This is a genomic window from Phycicoccus jejuensis (assembly GCF_000720925.1).
GTDB lineage: Bacteria > Actinomycetota > Actinomycetes > Actinomycetales > Dermatophilaceae > Phycicoccus > Phycicoccus jejuensis.
Genome location: NZ_JOEE01000001.1, coordinates 22,227 through 44,138 on the forward strand (window position 1 = coordinate 22,227; position 21,912 = coordinate 44,138).

Below are 21,912 nucleotides of genomic sequence, written 5' to 3' on the forward strand. Positions count from 1 at the left end.
ATTCGTCGATTCCTGCACACGGCCAGTGCGCACCCGGGGATGCGGCGACCGGGGGCCCTCACACCCCCGGCCGCCGGAGCATCAGGGCAGGTAGTAGTTCGGGTTCGGCACCTTGAAGGTGCGGTCCGCGTACCCGCCCTTGAGGTCGCTGTACTGGTCGCCGAGGTTGGCGACGATGTCGTACCCGATCGACTCGATGTGCGCACGGGTCGCCGACTTGTAGTGGATCGTCGTGCACTTGCCACCGGGGTCGGCGGCGCAGGCCTTCTGCAGGTAGCCGGGGTAGGCCGACACGTCGGGCTTGGTGAAGAGGCCGTCCTCGCCGTTGCGCAGGGTCGTCGGCGCGGGGTAGCCGGCGTCGACGCCGACACCGTCGGACGTGAGGTTGCCGAGCGTGGCGGCCTCCTGCGACGAGGGGCGCCCGGTGAGGAAGAAGACGGCGTACCCCTCGCGCTTCGCCTTCTTCACGAGGTCGACCATGCCCGGGGTCGCCGGGAAGCGCTGGCCGGTGACGTACTCGCCGTTCGTCGTCGGGTTGTAGGCCCAGTTGCTCGCGACCTCGTAGTTCCAGGTCGTGAGCGTCGTGTCGTCGACGTCGAGGACGATCGCCTTCTGCCCGCGGTGGTGGTGGCGGTCCTCGCCGCGCTCGTGGCCCCGCGCGGAGAGCCAGCGGCCGGCGTCGCGGGCCACCGACGTGGCCTCGCGCACGTAGTTCGAGTCCGGCCCGAAGGTCCCCGTGCCCAGCGGGTCGCCGTAGTAGTTGCGGATCTGCTGGCGCAGGACGTCGATGTTCGTCACCTGGTCGGCGGAGCGTGGGGTGAAGGTCTTGATGGCGGGCTCGGGCGTCGTGGCGGCGTACGCGACGCCACCCCCGACGAGGGCGGAGCAGACGACGGCGGTGGCGGCGAGGCCGCGGCGGGAGAGCGATCGGTTCGGCATGGGAGGTCCTCTCGGTGGTGACCGGACGCCGGGACGCTAGACCCGTCCCCTGTCCGGCGGGGGCCGCGTGACGGCGCATCGGCGAGCGGTGCTCAGGCCCCTCTCAGACCACCCCTCCCGGGGGCGGCGCCGGGGGAGGATGCGTAGGGTGTCCGGGTGCTTCCCGCCCCTACGGCCCGTCCCGGTCGGCTGCTGACGGGTCTCGTCGCGGCCGTGGCGCTGCTCGGGGGCTGCTCCTCCGGTGGCGCAGAGCGCACGTCGAGGGCCCTGTCGGCCCCGGCGCCCGCGGCCGTGCCCGGAGGCGTGGCGGACGGGACGACCGACGGCGCCGGCGCCCGGCGGCCGACGACGGCGAGCCCGCAGGACTCCGCCCTCGCTCGCTCGCTCGTCGCGCAGCAGGCCCAGGCGGTCGTCCTCGTCGACACCGTCCGCGCGTTCGACCGCCCCGCCGTGGCCGAGTTCGCCGAGGGGGTCCGCGCCGAGCGGCTGCGCGAGCTCGACGACACCGCGCGGTGGCTGCGGGCGCGCGGCGAGGAGGTCCCGCCCGAGGTCGAGGACCCGCGCCGCGTCGCCCACGAGGGGGCCGGGGCCGCTGCCGCGCTCGTCTCCGGCACGCAGCTGGACCACCTCGCGGCCGCCCGCGGGTCGGATGCCGACCGCCTGCTCCTCGGGCTGCTCATGACCCACCACGAGAAGGCCCTCGCGCTGCTGGAGGGCCGACCGGCCTCCGACGACGCCGAGCTCGAGGCCCTCCTCGCCGGCATCCGCCAGACGCGGCAGGAGCAGCTGCGGCGCATCGACGACCTGTTCGTCACGCTCACCGACTGACGGCCGGGCCTCGGTGCCGCCGGGCCGGGCCGACCACGACGACGACGGCCCGCCCCCGGGGTGGGGACGGGCCGTCGGTGCCTGCGGTGGGCGTCAGTGGTGGTGGTGCCCGCCGCCCTTGCCGGAGTACACCGGCTGGGACTGCGGGTTGAGCTCCTTCAGGCGGACCTTCGCGGCCTGCTTGAGGTTCTTGTCCTTGAGCTCGAGCACGTCGAAGCCCTTCTGGATGTCGGAGCTGTAGACGTACCCGTTGTAGTAGTACGCCGACCACGTGCCGCCGGTGTTCGCCGGCTCCAGCGGGCCGCGCTCGAACCATCCGAGCTCACGCGGGTTCTTCGCGTCGGTGAAGTCCCACAGCGAGACCCCGCCCTGGTACCAGGACTGCACCATGACGTCGCGCCCGTTGACCGGCACGATGGAGCCGTTGTGCGCGACGCAGTTCTCGGTGTCGTACTGGTTGCGCGGGATCTTGTAGTACGAGGCGAACGTCAGCCGGTTCTTCTTCGAGAGCGTGTAGATCGCGTTCGCGCCGCGGGTCGGGCCGACCTCGTCGTTGCAGGTCGCCGCGCCGCCGCCGCCGAGCTCGTCGGTGAAGACGACCTTGGTGCCGGCCTGGTTGAACGTCGCCGAGTGCCAGAACGCGAAGTTCTCGGTGTCGGTGACCCGCTCGATGACCTTCGGCTTCTCGGGGTTCTTGATGTCCATGATGATGCCGTCGCCCATGCACGCCCCGGCCGCGATCTTCTTCGCGGGGTAGGCCGTGATGTCGTGGCAGCCCGTCGTCGCCGAGTACGAGTTGCCCGCCGGGTTGGTGCCGCCCGGGTTGCCGCCGTCGGGGAAGAGGTTCGGCGCGGCGATGACGGCCGCCGAGGCCGGCTTCTTCTTCGGGACCTTGACGATGGAGATCGCGTCGTGCGGCGGCTGGCAGTCCGGGTACTCCGCGCGGGGCGAGTAGCTCGAGACGTAGACGTAGTCGGCGTCCTTGCCCGGCACGAGGGTGTTGGTGTGCGAGCCGCACGCGGTCTCGACGGCCGCGACGTACTTCGGGGCGCGCGGGTTGCTGACGTCGAAGACCTTGATGCCCTCCCACGAGGACTTGACGGTCGCCGACTGCGCGACCGAGCTGCACGAGGAGTCGCTGCGCGAGCTGTCGGTCGAGAGGTAGAGCAGGTCGCCCGAGACCGACACGTCGTTCTGCGACCCGGGGCAGTTGACCTGCGCGAGCGTCCGCGGCTTCTTCGGGTTCGAGATGTCGTAGATGATGAAGCCCTGGTAGTTCCCGACGTAGGCCTGGTCGCCCTGGAAGGCCATGTCGGTGCCGAACTGGCCGGTGAACGGCCCGGTGTGCGGGACGTTGGCGAGGTGCTCGATGTTCTCCGAGTACCCGATCTGCTCGGGCTGCAGGTCCAGGCCTCCCAGCCCGACCCCGTCGCCCGCGGCGGCCGTGCCGACGCCCCCGGTGAGGGCCAGCACCCCTCCCGCGGCGATGACGCCGAGGCGTCGTCGTGCTCCCATGTGGTGTCTCCCTCGTCGTGGGGTGCCCGACACGTTCCCTCCGTGCGCACCCCTGGCGGTGTGGAACGGCCCACGATGGCGGGCTACCGGGAGGTAGGGGGCAAAGTCCGGGTCAAAAAATGACAGGTCGGGGGGTTCTCTCCGCCAACTGGTGACGTCCGCGGTCCGCGCCTACAGTGGCGCGATGCCGAGCCCCCACGCCCCGAGCGCGCGTCGTGCGGTGCTGCGCGCCGCGGCCGCCCCGGTCCTCCTCGCGGCGGTGCTGCTCACCGGCTGCAGCGGGGGCGACGCGACGCCGGCGGTCACCGCGTCCCCCGGCGACGTCCCGGTCCTGCAGCCCGGGAAGCCCGGCGAGCCGAACGCCACGCTCACCGGCCCGGCCGCGACGCCGGTCGTCACGACGAGCGCGACCCCGGCGGACACCCGGTTTATGCAGGACATGGTCGTCCACCACGCGCAGGCCATCGTCCTGGTCGACACCGCGTCGGCGGCCCTCTCCGACCGCCAGGTCGCGAGCATCGCCTCGCGCATCCGCGACGAGCAGGAGCCCGAGATCGACGCGATGGCGGCGTGGCTGCGCCAGCGCGGGCAGGACGTCCCCCCGCAGGCCGAGAACCCGCGCATCCAGGACCACTCCGCGCACCGCGGCATGCCGGGGATGGCGTCCGAGGCCGACCTCGCCGCGCTCGGGGCCGCCCGCGGCGCCGAGGCCGACCGCCTGTTCCTGCAGCTGATGGTCCGCCACCACGAGGGCGCGCTCGAGATGGTCGGACAGCACGCGCGCTCGGCGGGCGACCCCCGCGTCGAGGAGCTCGCGGCCGACATCAACGTCACGCAGGACAAGCAGGTCGAGCAGATGACGGGGATGCTCGCCCGCCTGGGCTGAGCCGGTCGACGGGCCGGGGCAGGATGGGCCCATGCCCGAGGGACACACGCTATTCGCGCTCGCCCGCGACCTCCACGCGGCCTTCGCGGGCACCCGCCCCGAGGTCACGAGCCCGCAGGGGCGCTTCGAGGAGGGCGCCGCGCAGGTGACGGGGCGCGAGCTGCTCGCGGCGACCTCGCGCGGCAAGCACCTCTTCCTCGAGTTCGAGGGCGAGCGCTGGGTGCACGTGCACCTCGGCCTCATCGGCACCTTCCGGGTCGACGGGCGCGACTGGACGGCGGAGGTCGCGCCGGTCGGCGCGGTGCGGATGCGCCTCGCCACACCCGAGCACGTGGCGGACCTGCGCGGCCCGAACCTCTGCGCGGTCGTCACGCCGGACGAGGTCGCGGCGGTGCTCGACCGGCTCGGCCCCGACCCGCTGCGCCCCGACGCCGACCCCGACCGCGCGTGGCGGCGCATCCAGCGCTCGAGCCGGAGCGTCGGCGAGCTGCTCATGGACCAGGCGGTGCTCGCCGGGGTCGGCAACGTGTACCGCTCGGAGGTGCTCTGGCGCCACCGCCTCTCGCCGTTCACCGAGGGGCGGGCGATGAAGCCGGCGTCGTGGCGGCTGGTGTGGGACGACCTCGTGCGCCTCATGCCCCTCGGGGTCGCGACCGGGCGCATCGTCACGGTGGAGGAGCAGGTGCTCGAGGTCGAGGCGGCGCTCGGGCGCGGTGAGCGGCCGCACCTGACCGAGCGCACCTCGCAGGTCTACAAACGGGTCGGCGAGGAGTGCCCGCGGTGCGGCTCGCGCATCCGCACCCAGGTCGCCGCCGGGCGCAACCTCTTCTGGTGCGGCCGCTGCCAGCGACGTCGCTGACCGGGCGGGGTCAGTCGATGGCCTCGCAGACGTCCTCCGCCGTGCCGTGCCGGCCGAGGGTGAAGGAGCGGGTGCCGTCGGCCTCGAAGACGACGCGGGTTCCGCGGCCGCCGAGGACGTAGAGGCCGGTGTCCGGGCGGCTGCCGGGCGGCATCGTCGTGCCGAACGCGCCGTGGAGCGACGTCAGCGACTCCGGGGAGCCGTCGGGGCGGTAGGCGAAGACGGTGGTCGCGCTGAGGTCGCGCACGACCGAGGCGCCGGTCGAGAGATTCGTGTAGCGCTCGACCAGCGCGCCCCGGAACAGCTGCGTGCGGGGCGTCCCGTCGGGCCAGGTCGAGGTCGTCCGGTACTCCTCCTCGTCGCGCAGCGGCGTGATGCGGGTGTCGAAGCCGCAGGTCGAGCGTGCGGCCGGGACGACGACCTCCTCGGTGCGGTACGGGGTCCACGGCGACCCGTGGTGGTGGCCCGGGCCGGGCTGCGCGCTCGCGGCCGGCGCGGCGACGCCGGCTCCGAGGAGGGTCGCGACGCCGAGGGCGGCCAGGGTGCGGCGGGTGGTGTTGCGGGTGGCGGTGGTCGTCATGACGGTCTCCTAACCGGTAATGCGATATGAAAGGTTAGGTTCGACCGTAGCCCACGGATACGCTCTGCGGGTGGCTGAGCAGCACTGGGTGGAGGTCGACGGCCTCGTGCTGCCCCGACCGGTGGCGGGCCACCCGGCGCTCGAGCTCGTCAACACCTTCTCCGGGTGGGACGGCACGCACGCGAGCGACTACCTCGAGACCTACGACCACCTCGCGGTGCTCGCGGGGGAGCTCGACCTGCTGCCGGTGGGAGACGTCCAGCGGCTGAGGCGCGCCGCCCACCGCCAGCCCGAGGCCGCCGCGGCGGCGCTCGAGCGGGCCTGCACCGTCCGGGCCGTCATCCGCGACGCCGCGCTCGACCCGAGCGACGGCGAGGCGGTCGGGGCGCTGACCGTCGCGACCCGGTCGGCGGCCACCGGGGTGCAGCTCGTCCCCGGTCACCCGGCGCGCTGGCGGGTGCAGGGCATCTCGCCGGACGACCTCGACCGCCCCTCCGACGCGTTCGCCTGGGTGGCCGCCGACCTCGTGACCCGGCCGGAGGTGGCGCGGGTGCGTGCCTGCCCCGGGCTGGGGTGCGGGTGGGTCTTCCTCGACACCTCCGGCCGGCGCCGGTGGTGCTCGATGGCCTGGTGCGGCAACCGGGCCAAGGTCCGCGCGCACGCCGAGCGCACCCGCTCCCGCCGCTGACCCCGCCCAGCCCCCTCACGAGTCACACGCGTATCGGGTGACCCGATAACCCTGCGCTTCACCCAGGAACGGTTCCGGGGTACAGCGCGGCCGTATCGGGTCACCCGATACGCGTGGGGACCGTGGGGTCGGCAGGAGGCCGGGGTGACCGACGACGCCGGCGTGCCCGGCTGCCGCTCGCCGTACCGACGTCGTCTCGGCTCGTCACCCCGATGTCGTCACGCCGTCGTGACCTCGCCCGGCCGCACCGATGCCCCCTTGCCGCTCTGACCTCGCCCGGACGGTGCATCCTGGCGCCCCGGCAGGGCGGGGCCACCCCGGCGGGGCGGGGTCGCCCCCACCTCGTCATGCCGCCCTGACCTCGCCCGGCCGCACCGATGCCCCCTTGCCGCTCTGACCTCGCCCGGGCGGTGCGTCCTAGCGCCCCGGCAGGGCGGGGCCACCCCGGCGGGGCGGGGTCGCCCCCACCTCGTCATGCCGCCCTGACCTCGCCCGGCCGCACTGTTGTCCCCTCTCCGCCTTCACCTCGTCCGGGCGGTGCGTCCTGGCACCCCGGCAGGGCGGGACCATCCCGGCCGGGTCGAGACCCCGGTTCGTCCGCGAGACCCCGGCTCCGAAGCCCTGCCCGGTGGACATTTCGGGGTGACCCCGAAATGTGGAGGCGCGTGGGGCGGGTGGGGCGGGGGCACCGAGGCCGGCCGGCGCTACGCCGTGGGCGAACGCGGAACAGGCCTGCGTGCTCACGACGTTGACCACCTCGTAGACGCGCACCCCCCTCCGTGAGGAACGGGGGCGCCACCGACAGGCAGCGCGACTAGCATCGAGGGGACTCGACGTCAGGAGAAGCACCATGTTCGAACGGTTCACCGACCGCGCCCGGCGCGTCGTCGTGCTCGCCCAGGAGGAGGCGCGCGGTCTCAACCACAACTACATCGGGACCGAGCACATCCTCCTCGGCCTCATCCACGAGGGTGAGGGTGTCGCGAGCAAGGCCCTGGAGAGCCTCGGCATCAGCCTCGAGGCGGTGCGCGAGCAGGTGCAGGAGATCATCGGCCAGGGCCAGCAGGCCCCGACCGGTCACATCCCGTTCACGCCGCGCGCGAAGAAGGTCCTCGAGCTGAGCCTGCGCGAGGCGCTCCAGCTCGGCCACAACTACATCGGCACCGAGCACATCCTCCTCGGCCTCATCCGTGAGGGCGAGGGCGTCGCGGCCCAGGTGCTCGTCAAGCTCGGCGCCGACCTCTCGCGCGTGCGCCAGCAGGTCATCCAGCTCATCTCGGGCTACCAGGGTGGCAAGGAGGGCGCGGCCCAGGGCGCCGGCGGCACCCAGGGCGGTCCCGCCGAGGGCACCCCCGCGGGCTCCCTCGTCCTCGACCAGTTCGGCCGCAACCTCACGCAGGCCGCGCGCGAGGGCAAGCTCGACCCGGTCATCGGGCGCGAGAAGGAGATCGAGCGGGTCATGCAGGTGCTCTCCCGCCGCACCAAGAACAACCCGGTGCTCATCGGTGAGCCCGGCGTCGGCAAGACCGCGGTCGTCGAGGGCCTCGCGCAGGACATCGTCAAGGGCGAGGTGCCCGAGACGCTCAAGGACAAGCAGCTCTACACGCTCGACCTCGGCGCGCTCGTCGCCGGCAGCCGCTACCGCGGTGACTTCGAGGAGCGGCTGAAGAAGGTCCTCAAGGAGATCCGCACCCGCGGCGACATCGTCCTGTTCATCGACGAGATCCACACCCTCGTCGGGGCCGGGGCGGCCGAGGGCGCCATCGACGCGGCCTCCATCCTCAAGCCGATGCTGGCCCGCGGCGAGCTGCAGGTCATCGGGGCGACGACGCTCGACGAGTACCGCAAGCACATCGAGAAGGACGCCGCGCTCGAGCGCCGCTTCCAGCCGATCCAGGTCGCCGAGCCGACCCTCGCGCACGCCATCGAGATCCTCAAGGGCCTGCGCGACCGGTACGAGGCGCACCACCGGGTGTCCATCACCGACGGCGCGCTCGTCGCGGCGGCGAACATGGCCGACCGCTACGTCAACGACCGCTTCCTCCCGGACAAGGCGATCGACCTCATCGACGAGGCGGGCGCGCGCTTGCGCATCCGCCGGATGACCGCGCCGCCGGACCTGCGCGAGTTCGACGAGAAGATCGCCGCCGTCGTGCGCGAGAAGGAGTCGGCCATCGACGGCCAGGACTTCGAGAAGGCCGCGCGCCTGCGCGACGACGAGAAGAACCTGCGCAACGAGAAGGCGCGGCGCGAGGCCGAGTGGAAGTCCGGCGACATGGACGTCATCGCCGAGGTCGACGAGGAGCTCATCGCCGAGGTCCTCGCCGCGTCGACGGGCATCCCGGTCTTCAAGCTGACCGAGGAGGAGTCCAGCCGCCTGCTCCACATGGAGGACGAGCTGCACAAGCGCGTCGTCGGCATGGACGAGGCCATCAAGTCGCTCTCGCAGGCCATCCGCCGCACGCGGGCCGGCCTCAAGGACCCGCGTCGCCCCGGCGGCTCGTTCATCTTCGCCGGCCCGACCGGCGTCGGGAAGACCGAGCTGGCCAAGACGCTCGCGGAGTTCCTCTTCGGCGACGAGGACAGCCTCATCCAGCTCGACATGTCGGAGTACAGCGAGAAGCACACCGTCTCGCGCCTCTTCGGCTCGCCCCCCGGCTACGTCGGGTACGAGGAGGGCGGCCAGCTCACCGAGAAGGTGCGCCGCAAGCCGTTCTCCGTCGTCCTCTTCGACGAGGTCGAGAAGGCCCACCCGGAGATCTTCAACAGCCTCCTGCAGGTGCTCGAGGACGGCCGCCTCACCGACTCCCAGGGTCGGATGGTCGACTTCAAGAACACGGTCATCATCATGACGACCAACCTCGGCACCCGGGACATCTCCAAGGGCACGCTCGGCTTCTCCGCCGGGCCCGACACCCGCTCGGACTACGAGCGGATGAAGGCCAAGGTCCAGGACGAGCTCAAGCAGCACTTCCGTCCCGAGTTCCTCAACCGCGTCGACGACACGATCGTCTTCCCGCAGCTCTCGCAGGCCGAGATCGTCCAGATCGTCGACCTCGAGATCGCCAAGCTGGACAAGCGGCTCAAGGACAAGGACATGGGCATCGAGCTCACCCCGGCGGCGAAGAACCTCCTCGCCACCAAGGGCTACGACCCGGTGCTCGGTGCGCGTCCGCTGCGTCGCACGATCCAGCGCGAGATCGAGGACATCCTCTCGGAGAAGATCCTCTTCAACGAGCTGAAGTCCGGCGAGATCGTCGCGGTCGACGCGACCGGCGAGACCAAGGACGACACGTTCACCTTCCAGGGCACGGCGCACAGCCGGGGCATCGAGCTCCCGGTCGTCGCGGCCGAGGCCGCTGAGGGCTGACCGAGCCGCTCCCCGAGGGCGCCCGACTACACGGTCGGGCGCCCTCGGTGTGTCCGGGGGACATCTCGCGTCCGGTCACGTCGCCTCTGGACCCACGGATTCCGTCGAAAACGGGGTTCGCGCCGCGAAATCCTTACCCGGTCTTTACCCCACTGGATGGACGGATTGTGCAGACTTGAGCGCAGCAAGGACCTCCGGGGCCCTTGCAGCGGCCCGCCACCACCCCTGCGGTGGCGGGCCGTGCCCCTGTCCGGACACCGCCGCCACCCGCCGGCGAGCCGCGGCTACGCTGCCGGGATGGCCTCCTCCGACGCCGCGCCCGACGCCGCGCCCGACGCCGTCGCCACGTCCCGCACCGGTGTGCGCGTCCGGCCCGCCCGCACCGCCGACGTCCGCGCCATCCGCTCGCTCGTCGCCCCGCTCGCCGAGGCCCGGGTGCTGCTGCAGAAGGAGGCCGTCGCCTACTACGAGTCGGTGGCGGACTTCGTCGTCGCCGAGACCGACGGCGCCGACGGGACGTCGCCGCGGGTCGTCGGCTGCGGGGCCCTGCACGTCCTGTGGGAGGATCTCGGGGAGGTCCGCACCCTCGCCGTCGACCGCTCGGTCCTCGGGCTCGGGGTCGGCAGCGCCCTGATGACGCGGCTCGTCGAGCGGGCCCACGAGCTCGGCCTGTCGCGGCTGTTCTGCCTGACCTTCGAGACCGCCTTCTTCGCGCGGCACGGCTTCGAGGCCATCGAGGGCCAGGCCGTCGAGCCGGCCGTCTACGCCGAGCTCCTGCGCTCCTACGACGAGGGCGTCGCCGAGTTCCTCGACCTCGAGCGGGTCAAGCCGAACACGCTCGGCAACACCCGGATGCTCCGCGTCCTCTGACCCCGCCGCTGCGGGGGCGCGGGCCGCCGGGCGGCTCAGCGACCGGAGGAAGGGTCCAGCGCGGGGTCGACGCTGCGCTCGGGGAGCGCGTGGGCGTGCCGCCCCTGGGGTCGCCGGCGGACCGCGACGACGACCACGGTCGTCGTGCCCACGACGAGCACGACCCCGAGCAGGAGGAGGCCCAGCCCGAGCGGGAGGGCCCACCCGGCCCGCTCGGTGCTCTCGCGGGCGAGGGTGGTGGCCCGGCCGACCTCGCCGTCGGCGAGGGAGGTGCGCGCCGCGTCGGCCCGCTCCCGCACGCCGAGCAGCGTCGTCCCGACGTCCGAGAGGGGGTCGAGCTCGCGGGCGGCGGTGTCGCGGGCGGACCCGACCGCGCGCAGGGCCGCGGCCGTCGCGGGCAGCGTGGACGCGAGCTCGCGGTAGTCGGGGTCCAGGGCCGCCTGCTCGTAGGCCTCGCGCACGCTCGGCGGGACGGCGAGCCCGGTGCGGGCCGAGGCCTGCTGCACGGCGGCCACGTCGGGGCCGAGCGGGGCGACCGCCTCGCGCACCTGGCGGGCCCGGTCGAAGTCCCAGACGGTCATCGCGTCGCGCAGCCCCTCGGGCGGCAGCCACGGGCCGTCGGCGCGGTCCAGCGCTCGGTAGGCCGTGCGCTCGCGCTCGCGGGGCGCGAGGAGCGCGCGCTGCTCCTTCGTGAGCACCCAGGTCGAGAGCAGCTCGGGCGCGCCCTCGACCCCGGCCCGGTCCTCGACGAGGTCGAGCCAGTCCTGCCACGACGTGCGCCCGCCGCTCGGGGTCACGAGGCCCGGGGGGTCGTACGCCCGCTCGCCGCGCACGGCGGCGCCGACCACGGCGGCGAACTCGGCGTCCGTCGTGTCCGCGAGCAGCGTGTGCATCACGCGGTAGGAGGCGGGGTAGGCGTAGGCGTCGACGTCGGCGGAGCGGCTGCCGGCGTCCCCGCTCCACTCGTTGAGGGGGACGGCGTCGCGGTCGTCGGGGCCGACGGAGCGGTGCTCGCGCGGCGTGCCCCCGGTCTCGTCGACGGCGCGCTCGGCGACGGCCTGGGCGAGCCCCTCGAAGAGCCAGCGCTGCTCGAGGGTGTCGGCGGAGACCCACGCATGGGTCAGCTCGTGGAAGATCAGGTCGTCGTCGAGCTGCTCCCCGACGACGATCTCGTCACCGGTCGGGTCGAACCAGCCGTCGTAGCCGCGCAGCGACGGAGAGGCATCCTCCCGGATTCGCTGGAGCCCGCCGGGCCACGGGGTGTCGACGAGGCGCTCGAGGACGGGCAGGCCCTCCTCGACCCGGCCGGCGACGAAGCGCGACCACTGCTCGTCGTCGGGGAAGGCCGACAGCGTGAGCGAGAGGTCGCCGACGTCGACCGCGCGCTCCGTGACCTGGGCGGGGTCGCGCAGCGACACGGTCGCCCAGAGACCGCCCTCGAAGGTGTTCTCCGTCGCGGTGTACGTCGCCGTACCACCGGAGCGCGCCGTGTCGAAGCCGTCGACGGTGCTCGCGAACGACATCGCCGACGGGGCGATCACCTCGACGCGGTTGCGGCCCTCGTCGCCCGGGCCGTAGGCGACGAAGGTGGCGTAACCGGGGCCGACCCGCGTGCTGTTGGCCGAGCGCGGCGGCGCCCCGGGGACGTCGAACTCCAGGACGATCCGGCGCCGCTGGTCGTAGCGCAGGGCCGGGAAGCCGATGCGCACCGTCTGGGTGCTCGGGTCGTCGGTGCCAGAGGTCCGGACGGACAGCCGGCTGCCCCCGGTCGACGCGCGGACGTCGGTGGCGCCGGCCGGGATGGGGACGGTGTAGGCGTCGAAGAAGTAGGCGTAGACGCCGCCGTCGGCCTTCGTGTCCTTGCTCGTGTTGCGCAGGTCGAGGGTCATCGTGGCGCGGACGAGGTCGGCCGCCGGGTCGAGCCGGTAGCGGCTGACGGCCGACACCGCGAGCCCCTCGGCCGCCGCGGCGGGGCCGACCGGGGCCGCGACGACGAGCGCGAGCGCGACGAGGGCGGACACGACGGAGCCGGCCACGGCGCGGCGCAGCGTGCTCGTCATCGGTCCCTCCGTCGTCGCCCGGGGCGGCACGGCGCTGCGGCGCCGCACCCGATCGTAGGCGCGCGGCGGCGTGGCGGACCGTCCGGTGCGGGTCAGCTGGCCTTCTTCTCGGCCTTCTTCGCCGTCTTCGCCGTGGCCTTCTTCGTGGCGGTGGACTTCTTCGACGCCGCCTTCTTCGTCGTCGAGGACTTCTTCGGCGCGGCCTTCTTCGTGCTCCCGGACGAGCCGGACGAGCTCTTCGCCGCCGTCGAGCCCTGGCCCCCGCCGGACGACGGCGCCTCGCCGCGGGAGGCCTTGGCCCGCTCGACCGAGCGCGACAGCGCGGCGAGCAGGTCGACGACCTCGCCGGACTCCTCCTCCTCGGGCGCGGAGACCCGCACCTCGCCGCCCTCGACCTTGGCCCGGACGAGCTCCTTGACCGCGAGCGCGTAGTCGTCCTCGTACTCGGCCGGGTCGTAGTCGCCGGCGAGCTGGTCGATGAGCATCTTCGCCATGTCCATCTCCTGGCGGGTGGCGTGCTGCTCGTCGACGGCGGCGAAGTCGGCAGCGCGCACCTCGTCGGGCCAGAGCATCGTCTGCATGACGATGACGCCGTCGCGGACGCGCAGGATCGCCATCGTCATGCGGGTCCGGATCGAGACGGTGACGACGGCGACGCGCTGCTCGCTCTCGAGGGCGTCGCGCAGGAGGACGTACGGCTTGGTGGCGGACTTGTCGGGCTCGAGGTAGTAGCTCTTGTCGAGCCACATCGGGTCGATCTGGTCGGCGGGGACGAACTTCGTCACGCCGATCTCCTTGCTCGAGCGCGAGGGGAGGTCGGCGAAGTCGTCGTCCGTGAGCACGACCATGTCGCCGTCCTCGGTCTCGTAGCCCTTGGCGATGTCGTCGTAGCTCACCTCCTCCCCGTCGATCGAGCAGAAGCGCCGGTAGCGGATGCGCCCGCCGTCCTCGCGGTGCACCTGCCGGAACTGCACGTCGTGGTTCTCGGTCGCCGAGTAGAGCCGCACCGGCACGTTGACCAGCCCGAAGGAGACCGCGCCCTTCCAGATCGCGCGCATCGTCGGTCCCGTCCTCTCGTCGCTCGCCCCGGGTGCCCCCGGCACGTCCACCCAGCCTAGGACGGTCGGCGCCGGCGGGGGAGGGCCCGCGGCGGGTCGGGTCGGCGGTCAGGCGCGGGCGGCCACGGCGTCGACGAGCGCCCCGAGCGGGTCCGGCAGGGCATCCGGGTCGAGCCGCTCGGCGAGGCGGGCGGCCAGCCGGGCCTTGCGTCCCGACCCCGAGCCCGCGAACCGGTGCAGCTGCTCGAGCACCGGGCGCCCGCGCCAGTACGGCATCCGGGCCATCGACTCGAACGCGCCGAGCTCGGCCATCGAGGCCAGCGCGTCGCGGACGGCGTCGGCGCCCAGGGCGCGCATGAGGACGTCCTCGATGTCGCGGTCGCAGACGAAGACGCCGTGCCAGGCGAGCTCCTCGACGTCGCGCGCGACGACGCCGTGCCGACGCAGCGCGCCCACCGCGAAGCGCATCTCGGGGGCGTCGACGAGGGCGAGGACGCCCGGACCGGGGCCGCCGAGCCCGTCGAGGTGGCGGGCGAGGTTGGTGACCCCGCCCATCGGGACGACGGTGGCCGGCACGCCGCGGCCGGCGAGCAGCGTGCGCACGACGACGGCGTCGCTCTCGCCCTCGACGAGCACGACGGGTCCGGCGCCCGCGGCCTCCATGGCGCGACGCTAACCCGTGCCCGGGGCGCTCCGGGGCCCGCGGGCGGCAGGATGGGCCCATGCGTCCCATGCTCGCGACCGCCGCGGAGGCCCCGCCGCGCGGTGACGCGTGGGTGCACGAGGTGAAGTGGGACGGGATGCGGGTGCTCGTCGACGTCCGCAGCGGGTCGGTGACGGTGACCTCGCGGACCGAGCGCGACGTGACGGCGGCCTTCCCCGAGCTCGACGCGCTCGCCGGCACCTACGACGACCTGCTGCTCGACGGCGAGGTCGTCGCCCTCGACGAGGGGCTGCCGAGCTTCCACGCGCTGACCGAGCGGATGCACGTCACGAAACGGGCGCAGGCCGAGCGCCTGGCGCGCTCGCGGCCGGTGACGCTCATGGTCTTCGACCTGCTGCGGCTCTTCGGGCAGGACCTCACCGGCCAGCCGTGGTCGGCGCGGCGGCGGCTGCTCGAGGAGCTCGAGCTCGACGGGCGTGCGTGGCGGGTGCCCGAGGTGCACGACGACGGCGCGGTGCTGCTGCGGGTCACGGGCGAGCAGGGGCTCGAGGGGGTCGTCAGCAAGCGGCGGGACGCGCGTTACCTGCCCGGTCGGCGCTCGCCGGACTGGCGCAAGGTCGCGCACCGGCGCACCTACTCGGTCGTCGTCGGGGGCTGGCGGCCCGAGGTGGGGTCGGGGGCGTCGTCGGCGGACCGGCTGGGGGCGGTGCTCGTCGGGCTGCCCGACGGCGAGGGTGGCTGGCGGTACGCGGGGCGGGTCGGGTCCGGGCTCGCGGGGTCGGCCGGCGAGGCGCTGCTGCGCCGGGTCCGCCGGCACGAGTGCGACGCGTCGCCGTTCGCCGACGAGGTGCCCCGCATCGACGCCTCGGGGACGACGTGGGTCGAGCCGGCGGTCGTCGTCGAGGTCCGCACGCTCCAGCTCACCCCCGACCACCGGCTGCGCCAGCCCACGTTCCTCGGGGTGCGCGCCGACCTCACGCCCGACGAGCTGCAGGAGGTCGAGGAGGGTGGCTGAGCGGTACGTCCCGCAGGTGACGCGCGTCGAGGTCGACGGGCGGCGGCTGAAGCTGACCAGCCTCGACAAGGTGATGTACCCCGCCACCGAGACGACCAAGGGCGAGGTCCTCGACTACTACGCGCGCGTCGCCGGCGTGCTCCTGCCGCACCTCGCGCGCCGACCGGTGACGCGGGTGCGCTGGCCGCACGGGGTCGCGGACCAGATGTTCTTCGAGAAGAACATGCCCTCCGGGGCGCCGTCGTGGCTGCCCGGCGTGCAGGTCGACGACGTCCGCTACCCCCTCGTGCCCGGGATGGCCGAGCTCACCTATCTCGTCAACCTCAACTCCCTCGAGCTGCACGTCCCCCAGTGGACGGTCGACGACGACGGCGCGCGCGAGCACCCGGACCGGCTCGTCATCGACCTCGACCCCGGCAAGCCGGCCGGCCTGCGCGAGTGCGCCCGGGTTGCGCTGCTCGTGCGCGACCGGCTGGAGCGGCTCGGCCTCGAGCTGCACCCGGTGACCTCGGGCAGCAAGGGGATGCAGCTGTACGCGCGGCTCGGCGGCGACCTGACCTCCGACCAGGTGCGCGACCTCGCGCAGCAGCTGGCGCAGGAGATGACGAAGAAGCACCCCGAGCTCGTGCTGTGGAAGATGACCAAGTCGCTGCGCCCGGGCAAGGTGTTCCTCGACTGGAGCCAGAACGTCGCGGCGAAGACGACCATCAGCCCGTACTCGCTGCGCGGGCGCGAGCTGCCGCACGTCGCGGCGCCGCGCACCTGGGACGAGGTCGAGGCCGGCGCCGAGGACGACGGCACGCTGGCCCAGCTGATGTTCGACGAGGTGCTCGAGCGGGTCGAGCGCGACGGCGACCTCCTCGCCGACCTCCCCTGACCCGACCCCATCGACTTCTTGCGAGTTGAGCCGCTCGACACGCCGCCGGACCGCGTGTCGAGCGGCGGAAGTCGCAATCAGTCGGGTGGGTGCCGGTCAGGTGAGGGGCACAGGGAACGGACAGCGGGGTCATCCGGGCCGGTCGGAGGCTGGAGCCATGACCTCCTCGACCCGCTCCGGACCGTTCCGCTCCACCGGCCTGCGCCTCGTCGGCGCCCTGACCTCGGCCACCGCCGTCGCCCTCCTCGGGACGGCCGCCCTCCCCGCCGCGGCGGCTGAGGCGGCCGGCGTCCACGACGACCGGCCGGTCGTCGTGCCGCGTCCGCCGGACCCGGCCGAGCCGCCGACGGAGACGAGCACGCGCGGCGTCACGTGGCGGTGGGACGGCGCCCGGTGGGTGCGCCTCCCCTGACCCGACTTCTTGCCCATCCGCCACCTCCGAGGGCCCGATCCGGTCCGGGGCGGGTGGCAGATGGGCAACACGTCGGCACTGATCCATCGACTTCTTGCGATTGAGCCGCTCGACCGCGTGTCGAGCGGCGGAACTCGCAACCAGTCGCGTCAGGCGGGGCGGTGGCGGGGGGTCGTGGGCGTGGTCGGGGTGCGGCGGCCCGAGAGCGCGGACCCGGCCGCAGCGCCCGTCAGGGCCGGCACGGCGACGAGCACCGCCCAGAACCAGCCGCCGAAGACGGTCTCGGTCGCCCAGAGGCCCCAGTCGAACGCGGTCGGGGCGCCGAGCTGGCCGGCCGCGGTGAAGACGGGCACGGCGAGGACGGCGACGACGCCCCAGCGCGCGAGCACGGGACCGGCGGCCCGGGCGCGCAGCCCGTCGACCGTGCCCCAGACGAGGGCGGCCACGGCGACGGCGAGCATCGCCGCGAGGCCTGCCCCGATGTTCGCGCCGACGGTGGGACCGGAGAGCCGCTCGACGAGAGTGAGGGCCGCCCAGGCGAGGACGGCGAGGGCGGCGGTGCGCGGCAGGGCGGCGAGAGCAGTGGTCATGGCGCGAGCATGGCGGCGCCCGGCGCGGGCCGGCGTGAGCACCGGTACTCAGCCGTGCGAGGACGGTCCGCTCGGCCGACCTGTCCGCCAGCCGGTATCGACCCCGACTTCTTGCGAGTTCCGCCGCTCGACGCGCCGTCGGACGGCGTGTCGAGCGGCTCAACTCGCAAGAAGTCGATGAAGGCGGGTCGAGGGCGGGGTGAGGGGGTCGGGGCGGGGGAGGGGTCGGATCAGGGGGAGGGGGTGCGGCGCAGGCGGGGGCAGCCGGCGCACTCGACGCACCCGGGCAGGGCGTAGATGAGGCAGCACGACGCGCGAGGCACGCCGCCGGGCCGGAGCATCCCGGCCGCTGCCTCGGCCTCACGCCGGGCGGCGGCCCACATGTCGTCGACGAGCGCGGCGCGCACGTGCGGCCCGAGGCGCACCGGGCTGCGGTAGCCCTGCGCGAGCGGGGTCGCGACGGCGCGGAAGTCGGCCTCGGCGGCGTCGAGCCGCGCCGGGAGCTCCCGGGGGTCGGCGACGAGCCCCGCCAGCCGCACGGTGTCGGGGACCAGCGAGGGGGCGAGCGAGAACGTCAGTCCGTCGAGGACCGCTCGCACGGGCCCGGCCGCGGCGGCGTGCGCGGCCGCGTGCGCCGGCACCTGGAGCAGCCACTGGAGGACGAACACCGCCGCGACCGAGGGTGGGGCGACGCCGTCGTACCAGCGGGCGTGCATCCGCCGCAGCCCCTCGCGCCACGGGTCGGGGTCGACGGCGAGGTCGTGCGGCAGGGCCGGCCCCCCGACGACGAACCGCAGCCACGCGTGGCGGGCGGACATGCGCGCAGCGGCGGCACCCGGGTCGGGTGCCGCCGCTGCGTCGGGCGAGCCGTGGCTCAGGAGTTCGCCTTGTCGTAGGCCTCCTGGACCTCGCTCGAGATACGGCCGCGCTCGCTGACGTCGTAGCCGTTGCTGCGCGCCCACTCGCGGATCGCCGAGACGTCGCGCTTGCTGCCGCCGCTGTTCTTGGCCGCGCCGCGGGAGGCGCTGCGCCGCCCGCCGGTGCGCTCGGCGTGGCCGATCCACACCGCCATCGCGTCGCGCAGCTTGCTCGCGTTGTCGCTGGTGAGGTCGATCTCGTAGCTGACGCCGTCGAGGGCGAAGGTGACCGTCTCGTCGGCAGGGGACTCCTTGTCGACGTCGTCGACGAGAAGGACCTGGACCTTTTTGGCCATGGTGTCGTGCCTCCGAATGCAGAAGGGAATGTCAGGGGTGGTCCGAGCATGCCGCACAAAGCTGCGCGGCGTCTCTCCCACAGGGTAAAGCGCAGGTAAAGGAAAGGAAAGTCCGAGACATTCCTCAGTCGGTCTTTTCGTCGTTTCCCGTCGTCGTTCCGTGCTCGGCGGACGCCTCACGGGCCGCCTGCCGGTCCTGCTCGGCCTCGAACTTGCTCTGGGCCAGGCGCTCGTTGCGGTCGGCCTCCATGATGCGTTTGACGATGACGTAGAAAAACGCCGCCGCGACGATCGTCGGGATGATCGCGACGAGATAAGGGACGATCGAACCCATCGGAATCAGGCCTCCGGCTTCAGGTGCGGAAAGAGGATGGTCTCGCGGATGTTCGCGCCGGTGAACAGCATGATGAGCCGGTCCACGCCCAGGCCCAGGCCGCCCATCGGCGGGGCGCCGTACTCGAGCGCGCGCAGGAAGTCCTCGTCGAGCTGCATCGCCTCGGGGTCGCCGCCGGCCGCCCGCAGCGACTGGGCGGTGAGGACCTCGCGCTGGACGACGGGGTCGACGAGCTCGGAGAACCCGGTGCCGCGCTCGACGCCGGCGATGATGAGGTCCCACGCCTCGATGAGCCCGGGGGTGTCGCGGTGCGGCCGCGCGAGCGGCTGCGCGATGGCGGGGTAGTCGCAGAGGAAGGTCGGCTGGAGCAGGCCGGGCTCGACGAGCTCGCCGAGCAGCTCGAGGAAGACCTTGTCCTTCTCGAGCGCCGGGTCGACCTCGACGCCGTGCCGCTCGGCGTGCGCGAGCAGCGTCTCCTTCGAGGTCTCCTGGGTGACCTCCTCGCCGACGGCCTCGCTGACGCCCTCGTAGACGGGCAGCCAGCGCCACTCGCCGTCGAGGTCGACCGTGCCCGCGGGCGTCTCGACCTGCCGCGACCCGAGCGCGTCGGCGACGCCGAGGTAGAGGTCGCGCATGAGGCCGGCGATGGAGCGCTGGTCGCCCCATGCCTGGTAGGCCTCGAGCATCGTGAACTCGGGGGAGTGCGTCGCGTCGACGCCCTCGTTGCGGAAGATGCGGCCCATCTCGTAGACGCGGTCGACCCCGCCGACGACGGCCTTCTTGAGGTTGAGCTCGAGGGCGATGCGCAGGACCATCTCCTGGTCGAACGCGTTGAGGTGCGTCCGGAACGGCCGGGCCGCGGCCCCACCGTGGACCAGCTGGAGCACCGGCGTCTCGACCTCGAGGTAGCCCTGGCCGTCGAGCACGGAGCGGACGGCGCGCAGCGCGGCGGCCTTGGTGCGCACCATGTCGCGGGCCTCCTGGCGCACGACGAGGTCGGCGTAGCGCTGGCGGACCCGCGACTCCTCCGAGAGCTCCTTGTGGAGGGTCGGCAGCGGGCGCAGCGCCTTGCTCGCGACGCCCCAGCGGGTCGCCATCACCGACAGCTCGCCGCGGCGGCTGGAGATGACCCTGCCCTCGACCCACACGTGGTCGCCGAGATCGGCGTCGCGCTTGAAGGCGTCGAGCGCCTCCTGCCCCACCTCGGCGAGGCTGAGCATCACCTGGAGGCGGGTGCCGACGCCCTCCTGGAGCGTCGCGAAGGCGAGCTTGCCGGTGGTGCGGACGAAGACGACGCGGCCGGCGACGGCGACGACGTCCTGGGTCTCCTCGCCGGTCTCGAGGTGCGCCCACTGCTCGCGGACCTCGGCGAGCGAGTGCGTGCGCGGGACCGCGACGGGGTAGGCCTGGCCGCCCTCGGCGATCAGCCGGTCGCGCTTCTCGCGCCGGACCCGCATCTGCTCGGGCAGCTCGGCCTCGGGAAGGGCGGTGGTGGGGTTCTCGGTCACGGAGGACAAGCCTACGGACCCGCGGGGGCCGGTCCGCCCCCTGCCCGCCCAGCGACCGCCGCCGCGGCGAGGTCCGGATGTCGGGGCGCGTCGGTAGCGTCGCCCGCGTGGCGAGGCACGGGAGCTGGGAGGAGGGGCTGCCCGCGCGCCGGCTCGAGCACGCCGACCCCGTCGAGCTCCCGCCGCCCGACGTCTGGCCGCGCACCGTGCCCGCGGTCGAGCACGTCCTCGCGCACGGCGTCGACCTCGCCCGCTGCACGGTGCTCGTCGGCGAGAACGGCTCCGGCAAGTCGACGCTCGTCGAGGCGCTCGCGATGGCCGTCGGGATGAACGCCGAGGGCGGCTCGACCGGCGCCGCGCACCGCACCCACGCGAGCGAGTCGCCGCTGCACGAGTGGCTGCGCGTCGTCCGCGACCCCGGGGCGCCGCGGTGGGGCTACTTCGTGCGGGCCGAGACGATGCACGGCCTCTTCACCTACCTCGACACCTCGCGCGCGGACTCACCGTGGAGCCGTGACCCGCTCTTCCACGGCCTCTCGCACGGCGAGTCCTTCGTCGCGCTGCTCGGCACGCGGCGCTTCCGCGGCGAGGGCCTCTTCGTGATGGACGAGCCGGAGGCCGGGCTGTCGTTCTCGGCGCAGCTGCACCTCGTCGCCGAGCTGACCGAGATGGCCCGCCGGCCGCGCACGCAGGTCGTCCTCGCGACGCACTCGCCGGTGCTCGCGGCCATCCCCGGCGCGCACCTGCTCGAGCTCGGCGAGCACGGCATCCGGCCGAGCACGTGGGACGAGCTCGACCTCGTGGCGCACCACCGCGGCTTCCTCGACGCCCCGCGCCGGTACCTGCGGCACGTCGTCGACGACCTCGACGACTGACCGAGGCGCCGGGGGTCAGCGCTCGTCGAGGGTCATCTCGAGCGTGTAGCCGTCGGCGTCGTAGCAGTGGTTGGCGTGCTCGACCGGCTCCCCGTGCGCCCCGAAGGCCGTGCGGGCCATCGTGAGGACCGGCTTCGTACCCTTGAGCGCGAGCCGCCGCCGTTCCTCGGGGGTCGGCATCCGGGCGCCGACCGACTGCCGGGCGACGACGGGCACGGCGCCGCGGGTGCGCAGGGCGGCGTAGAGGCCGGTGGCCTCGAGCTCCTCGGCGGTGAGGTCCGACAGGCCCGGTGGCAGCCAGTTGTGGAGGACGGCGAGCGGGCGCCCGTCGACCGTCCGCAGCCGGACGATGCCGAGCAGCGTTGTGTCGGAGGGCAGCTCGAACGCGGCGGCGGCCTCGTCGTTGCGCGTCATCTCCAGCGAGAGCACGGTCGTGCCCGGGGTACGGCCGGTGCGCAGGAGGTCGTCGTGGAGGCTCGACAGCTCGGCCCGGCGGTGCACGCGCGTCGGCGCCACCGTCGTCCCGATGCCGCGGCGGCGCACGAGCAGGCCGCGGTCGACGAGGTCCTGCATCGCCCGGCGGACGGTGGGGCGCGAGAGGCCGAGGCGGCTCGCGAGGTCGAGCTCGTTCTCGACCGCGTCGCCGGGCGCGAGGACGCCGTCACGCACCGCCCCGCCGAGCTGCTCGGCCAGCTGGTGCCACAGCGGCACGGGGGAGGTGCGGTCGATCCGCACCGTCACCTGTCGCGCCGCCATGGAGGGGACTGTACA

Annotated in this window: 22 protein-coding genes; 10 read left to right on the forward strand and 12 right to left on the reverse strand. The window is 73.7% G+C overall.

What is annotated here, in order from left to right; all coding sequences use genetic code 11:
* Positions 1–81: 81 nt before the first annotated feature.
* Positions 82–939: an HAD family acid phosphatase gene (locus IG69_RS0100090; RefSeq protein ID WP_030526151.1), complete on the reverse strand. Its 858-nt coding sequence runs from the start codon at positions 937–939 to the stop codon at positions 82–84.
* A gap of 156 nt (positions 940–1,095) precedes the next feature.
* On the opposite strand from IG69_RS0100090, the gene IG69_RS0100095 reads away from it, so the two are divergent.
* Positions 1,096–1,767 carry a DUF305 domain-containing protein gene (locus tag IG69_RS0100095; RefSeq protein WP_030526152.1) on the forward strand — a complete coding sequence of 224 codons (672 nt, stop codon included), beginning with the start codon at positions 1,096–1,098 and terminating at the stop codon, positions 1,765–1,767.
* A gap of 93 nt (positions 1,768–1,860) precedes the next feature.
* Here the strand turns inward: IG69_RS0100095 and IG69_RS0100100 are convergent, their stop codons facing one another.
* The gene (locus IG69_RS0100100; protein ID WP_030526153.1) at positions 1,861–3,282 is read right to left on the reverse strand and encodes an LVIVD repeat-containing protein; all 1,422 of its coding nucleotides are present in this window, start codon (positions 3,280–3,282) and stop codon (positions 1,861–1,863) included.
* Positions 3,283–3,466: 184 nt separating this feature from the next.
* Here IG69_RS0100100 and IG69_RS0100105 point away from each other — a divergent pair, with 184 nt between their 5' ends.
* Both IG69_RS0100105 and IG69_RS0100110 read left to right on the forward strand, forming a co-directional pair.
* On the forward strand, positions 3,467–4,168 hold the full coding sequence (locus IG69_RS0100105; protein ID WP_030526154.1) for a DUF305 domain-containing protein: 702 nt from the start codon (positions 3,467–3,469) through the stop codon (positions 4,166–4,168).
* Positions 4,169–4,199: 31 nt separating this feature from the next.
* Complete coding sequence (locus IG69_RS0100110; protein ID WP_030526155.1) at positions 4,200–5,027, forward strand: Fpg/Nei family DNA glycosylase; 828 nt, start codon at positions 4,200–4,202, stop codon at positions 5,025–5,027.
* 10 nt (positions 5,028–5,037) lie between these two features.
* On the opposite strand, the gene IG69_RS0100115 is transcribed toward IG69_RS0100110, so the two are convergent.
* Positions 5,038–5,607 carry a hypothetical protein gene (locus IG69_RS0100115; protein ID WP_030526156.1) on the reverse strand — a complete coding sequence of 190 codons (570 nt, stop codon included), beginning with the start codon at positions 5,605–5,607 and terminating at the stop codon, positions 5,038–5,040.
* 70 nt (positions 5,608–5,677) lie between these two features.
* Here IG69_RS0100115 and IG69_RS0100120 point away from each other — a divergent pair, with 70 nt between their 5' ends.
* The 3 genes from IG69_RS0100120 (at position 5,678) to IG69_RS0100130 (ending at position 10,535) form a co-directional block, all read left to right on the forward strand.
* Positions 5,678–6,295 carry a CGNR zinc finger domain-containing protein gene (locus tag IG69_RS0100120; protein ID WP_051749951.1) on the forward strand — a complete coding sequence of 206 codons (618 nt, stop codon included), beginning with the start codon at positions 5,678–5,680 and terminating at the stop codon, positions 6,293–6,295.
* 850 nt (positions 6,296–7,145) lie between these two features.
* Positions 7,146–9,665 carry an ATP-dependent Clp protease ATP-binding subunit gene (locus tag IG69_RS0100125; RefSeq protein ID WP_030526158.1) on the forward strand — a complete coding sequence of 840 codons (2,520 nt, stop codon included), beginning with the start codon at positions 7,146–7,148 and terminating at the stop codon, positions 9,663–9,665.
* A 297-nt stretch (positions 9,666–9,962) separates the two neighbouring features.
* Positions 9,963–10,535 (forward strand): amino-acid N-acetyltransferase, encoded by a 573-nt coding sequence (locus IG69_RS0100130; protein ID WP_051749952.1) that lies wholly within the window; start codon positions 9,963–9,965, stop codon positions 10,533–10,535.
* 35 nt (positions 10,536–10,570) lie between these two features.
* On the opposite strand, the gene IG69_RS21910 is transcribed toward IG69_RS0100130, so the two are convergent.
* From IG69_RS21910 to IG69_RS0100145, 3 genes are all read right to left on the reverse strand, one after another.
* On the reverse strand, positions 10,571–12,595 hold the full coding sequence (locus tag IG69_RS21910; RefSeq protein WP_157577245.1) for a hypothetical protein: 2,025 nt from the start codon (positions 12,593–12,595) through the stop codon (positions 10,571–10,573).
* 92 nt (positions 12,596–12,687) lie between these two features.
* Positions 12,688–13,653 carry a non-homologous end joining protein Ku gene (ku, locus tag IG69_RS0100140; protein WP_030526160.1) on the reverse strand — a complete coding sequence of 322 codons (966 nt, stop codon included), beginning with the start codon at positions 13,651–13,653 and terminating at the stop codon, positions 12,688–12,690.
* A 108-nt stretch (positions 13,654–13,761) separates the two neighbouring features.
* Positions 13,762–14,316, reverse strand: coding sequence for a hypothetical protein (locus tag IG69_RS0100145; RefSeq protein ID WP_030526161.1), 555 nt, complete (start codon positions 14,314–14,316; stop codon positions 13,762–13,764).
* Between the two features lie 59 nt (positions 14,317–14,375).
* Between IG69_RS0100145 and ligD (IG69_RS0100150) the strand changes: the two genes are divergently transcribed.
* The 3 genes from ligD (IG69_RS0100150) (at position 14,376) to IG69_RS0100160 (ending at position 16,621) form a co-directional block, all read left to right on the forward strand.
* Positions 14,376–15,332 carry a non-homologous end-joining DNA ligase gene (ligD, locus tag IG69_RS0100150; protein WP_030526162.1) on the forward strand — a complete coding sequence of 319 codons (957 nt, stop codon included), beginning with the start codon at positions 14,376–14,378 and terminating at the stop codon, positions 15,330–15,332.
* Complete coding sequence (ligD, locus tag IG69_RS0100155) at positions 15,325–16,209, forward strand: non-homologous end-joining DNA ligase (RefSeq protein WP_030526163.1); 885 nt, start codon at positions 15,325–15,327, stop codon at positions 16,207–16,209. Before ligD (IG69_RS0100150) ends, ligD (IG69_RS0100155) begins: the two co-directional genes overlap by 8 nt.
* 157 nt (positions 16,210–16,366) lie before the next feature.
* On the forward strand, positions 16,367–16,621 hold the full coding sequence (locus tag IG69_RS0100160) for a hypothetical protein (protein ID WP_030526164.1): 255 nt from the start codon (positions 16,367–16,369) through the stop codon (positions 16,619–16,621).
* A gap of 149 nt (positions 16,622–16,770) precedes the next feature.
* On the opposite strand, the gene IG69_RS0100165 is transcribed toward IG69_RS0100160, so the two are convergent.
* The 5 genes from IG69_RS0100165 to lysS form a co-directional block, all read right to left on the reverse strand.
* Complete coding sequence (locus IG69_RS0100165) at positions 16,771–17,211, reverse strand: hypothetical protein (protein ID WP_030526165.1); 441 nt, start codon at positions 17,209–17,211, stop codon at positions 16,771–16,773.
* A gap of 230 nt (positions 17,212–17,441) precedes the next feature.
* Positions 17,442–18,029 carry a (2Fe-2S)-binding protein gene (locus IG69_RS0100170; protein ID WP_030526166.1) on the reverse strand — a complete coding sequence of 196 codons (588 nt, stop codon included), beginning with the start codon at positions 18,027–18,029 and terminating at the stop codon, positions 17,442–17,444.
* A gap of 56 nt (positions 18,030–18,085) precedes the next feature.
* A complete protein-coding gene (locus IG69_RS0100175; RefSeq protein WP_030526167.1) occupies positions 18,086–18,424 on the reverse strand; it encodes a histone-like nucleoid-structuring protein Lsr2 in 339 nt (112 codons plus the stop codon).
* A 124-nt stretch (positions 18,425–18,548) separates the two neighbouring features.
* The gene (locus IG69_RS19775; protein WP_036828590.1) at positions 18,549–18,758 is read right to left on the reverse strand and encodes a hypothetical protein; all 210 of its coding nucleotides are present in this window, start codon (positions 18,756–18,758) and stop codon (positions 18,549–18,551) included.
* A gap of 5 nt (positions 18,759–18,763) precedes the next feature.
* The gene (gene lysS / locus IG69_RS0100185; protein ID WP_084696547.1) at positions 18,764–20,215 is read right to left on the reverse strand and encodes a lysine--tRNA ligase; all 1,452 of its coding nucleotides are present in this window, start codon (positions 20,213–20,215) and stop codon (positions 18,764–18,766) included.
* A 158-nt stretch (positions 20,216–20,373) separates the two neighbouring features.
* Here lysS and IG69_RS0100190 point away from each other — a divergent pair, with 158 nt between their 5' ends.
* Complete coding sequence (locus IG69_RS0100190) at positions 20,374–21,141, forward strand: AAA family ATPase (RefSeq protein WP_242525681.1); 768 nt, start codon at positions 20,374–20,376, stop codon at positions 21,139–21,141.
* 15 nt (positions 21,142–21,156) lie between these two features.
* Here IG69_RS0100190 and IG69_RS0100195 read toward each other — a convergent pair whose 3' ends face one another.
* Positions 21,157–21,897: a GntR family transcriptional regulator gene (locus tag IG69_RS0100195; protein WP_030526170.1), complete on the reverse strand. Its 741-nt coding sequence runs from the start codon at positions 21,895–21,897 to the stop codon at positions 21,157–21,159.
* Positions 21,898–21,912: the final 15 nt, after the last annotated feature.

Coding starts and splice junctions, on each gene's coding strand:
- IG69_RS21910 (WP_157577245.1), bottom strand. CDS start 12,595: ATGACGAGCACGCTGCGCCGCGCCGTGGCCGGCTCCGTCGTGTCCGCC.
- IG69_RS0100170 (WP_030526166.1), bottom strand. CDS start 18,029: ATGTCCGCCCGCCACGCGTGGCTGCGGTTCGTCGTCGGGGGGCCGGCC.
- IG69_RS0100115 (WP_030526156.1), bottom strand. CDS start 5,607: ATGACGACCACCGCCACCCGCAACACCACCCGCCGCACCCTGGCCGCC.
- IG69_RS0100110 (WP_030526155.1), top strand. CDS start 4,200: ATGCCCGAGGGACACACGCTATTCGCGCTCGCCCGCGACCTCCACGCG.
- IG69_RS19775 (WP_036828590.1), bottom strand. CDS start 18,758: ATGGGTTCGATCGTCCCTTATCTCGTCGCGATCATCCCGACGATCGTC.
- IG69_RS0100160 (WP_030526164.1), top strand. CDS start 16,367: ATGACCTCCTCGACCCGCTCCGGACCGTTCCGCTCCACCGGCCTGCGC.
- IG69_RS0100105 (WP_030526154.1), top strand. CDS start 3,467: ATGCCGAGCCCCCACGCCCCGAGCGCGCGTCGTGCGGTGCTGCGCGCC.
- IG69_RS0100125 (WP_030526158.1), top strand. CDS start 7,146: ATGTTCGAACGGTTCACCGACCGCGCCCGGCGCGTCGTCGTGCTCGCC.
- IG69_RS0100130 (WP_051749952.1), top strand. CDS start 9,963: ATGGCCTCCTCCGACGCCGCGCCCGACGCCGCGCCCGACGCCGTCGCC.
- ku (WP_030526160.1), bottom strand. CDS start 13,653: ATGCGCGCGATCTGGAAGGGCGCGGTCTCCTTCGGGCTGGTCAACGTG.
- lysS (WP_084696547.1), bottom strand. CDS start 20,215: ATGCGGGTCCGGCGCGAGAAGCGCGACCGGCTGATCGCCGAGGGCGGC.
- IG69_RS0100165 (WP_030526165.1), bottom strand. CDS start 17,211: ATGACCACTGCTCTCGCCGCCCTGCCGCGCACCGCCGCCCTCGCCGTC.
- IG69_RS0100145 (WP_030526161.1), bottom strand. CDS start 14,316: ATGGAGGCCGCGGGCGCCGGACCCGTCGTGCTCGTCGAGGGCGAGAGC.
- IG69_RS0100100 (WP_030526153.1), bottom strand. CDS start 3,282: ATGGGAGCACGACGACGCCTCGGCGTCATCGCCGCGGGAGGGGTGCTG.
- IG69_RS0100090 (WP_030526151.1), bottom strand. CDS start 939: ATGCCGAACCGATCGCTCTCCCGCCGCGGCCTCGCCGCCACCGCCGTC.
- IG69_RS0100175 (WP_030526167.1), bottom strand. CDS start 18,424: ATGGCCAAAAAGGTCCAGGTCCTTCTCGTCGACGACGTCGACAAGGAG.
- ligD (WP_030526162.1), top strand. CDS start 14,376: ATGCGTCCCATGCTCGCGACCGCCGCGGAGGCCCCGCCGCGCGGTGAC.
- IG69_RS0100195 (WP_030526170.1), bottom strand. CDS start 21,897: ATGGCGGCGCGACAGGTGACGGTGCGGATCGACCGCACCTCCCCCGTG.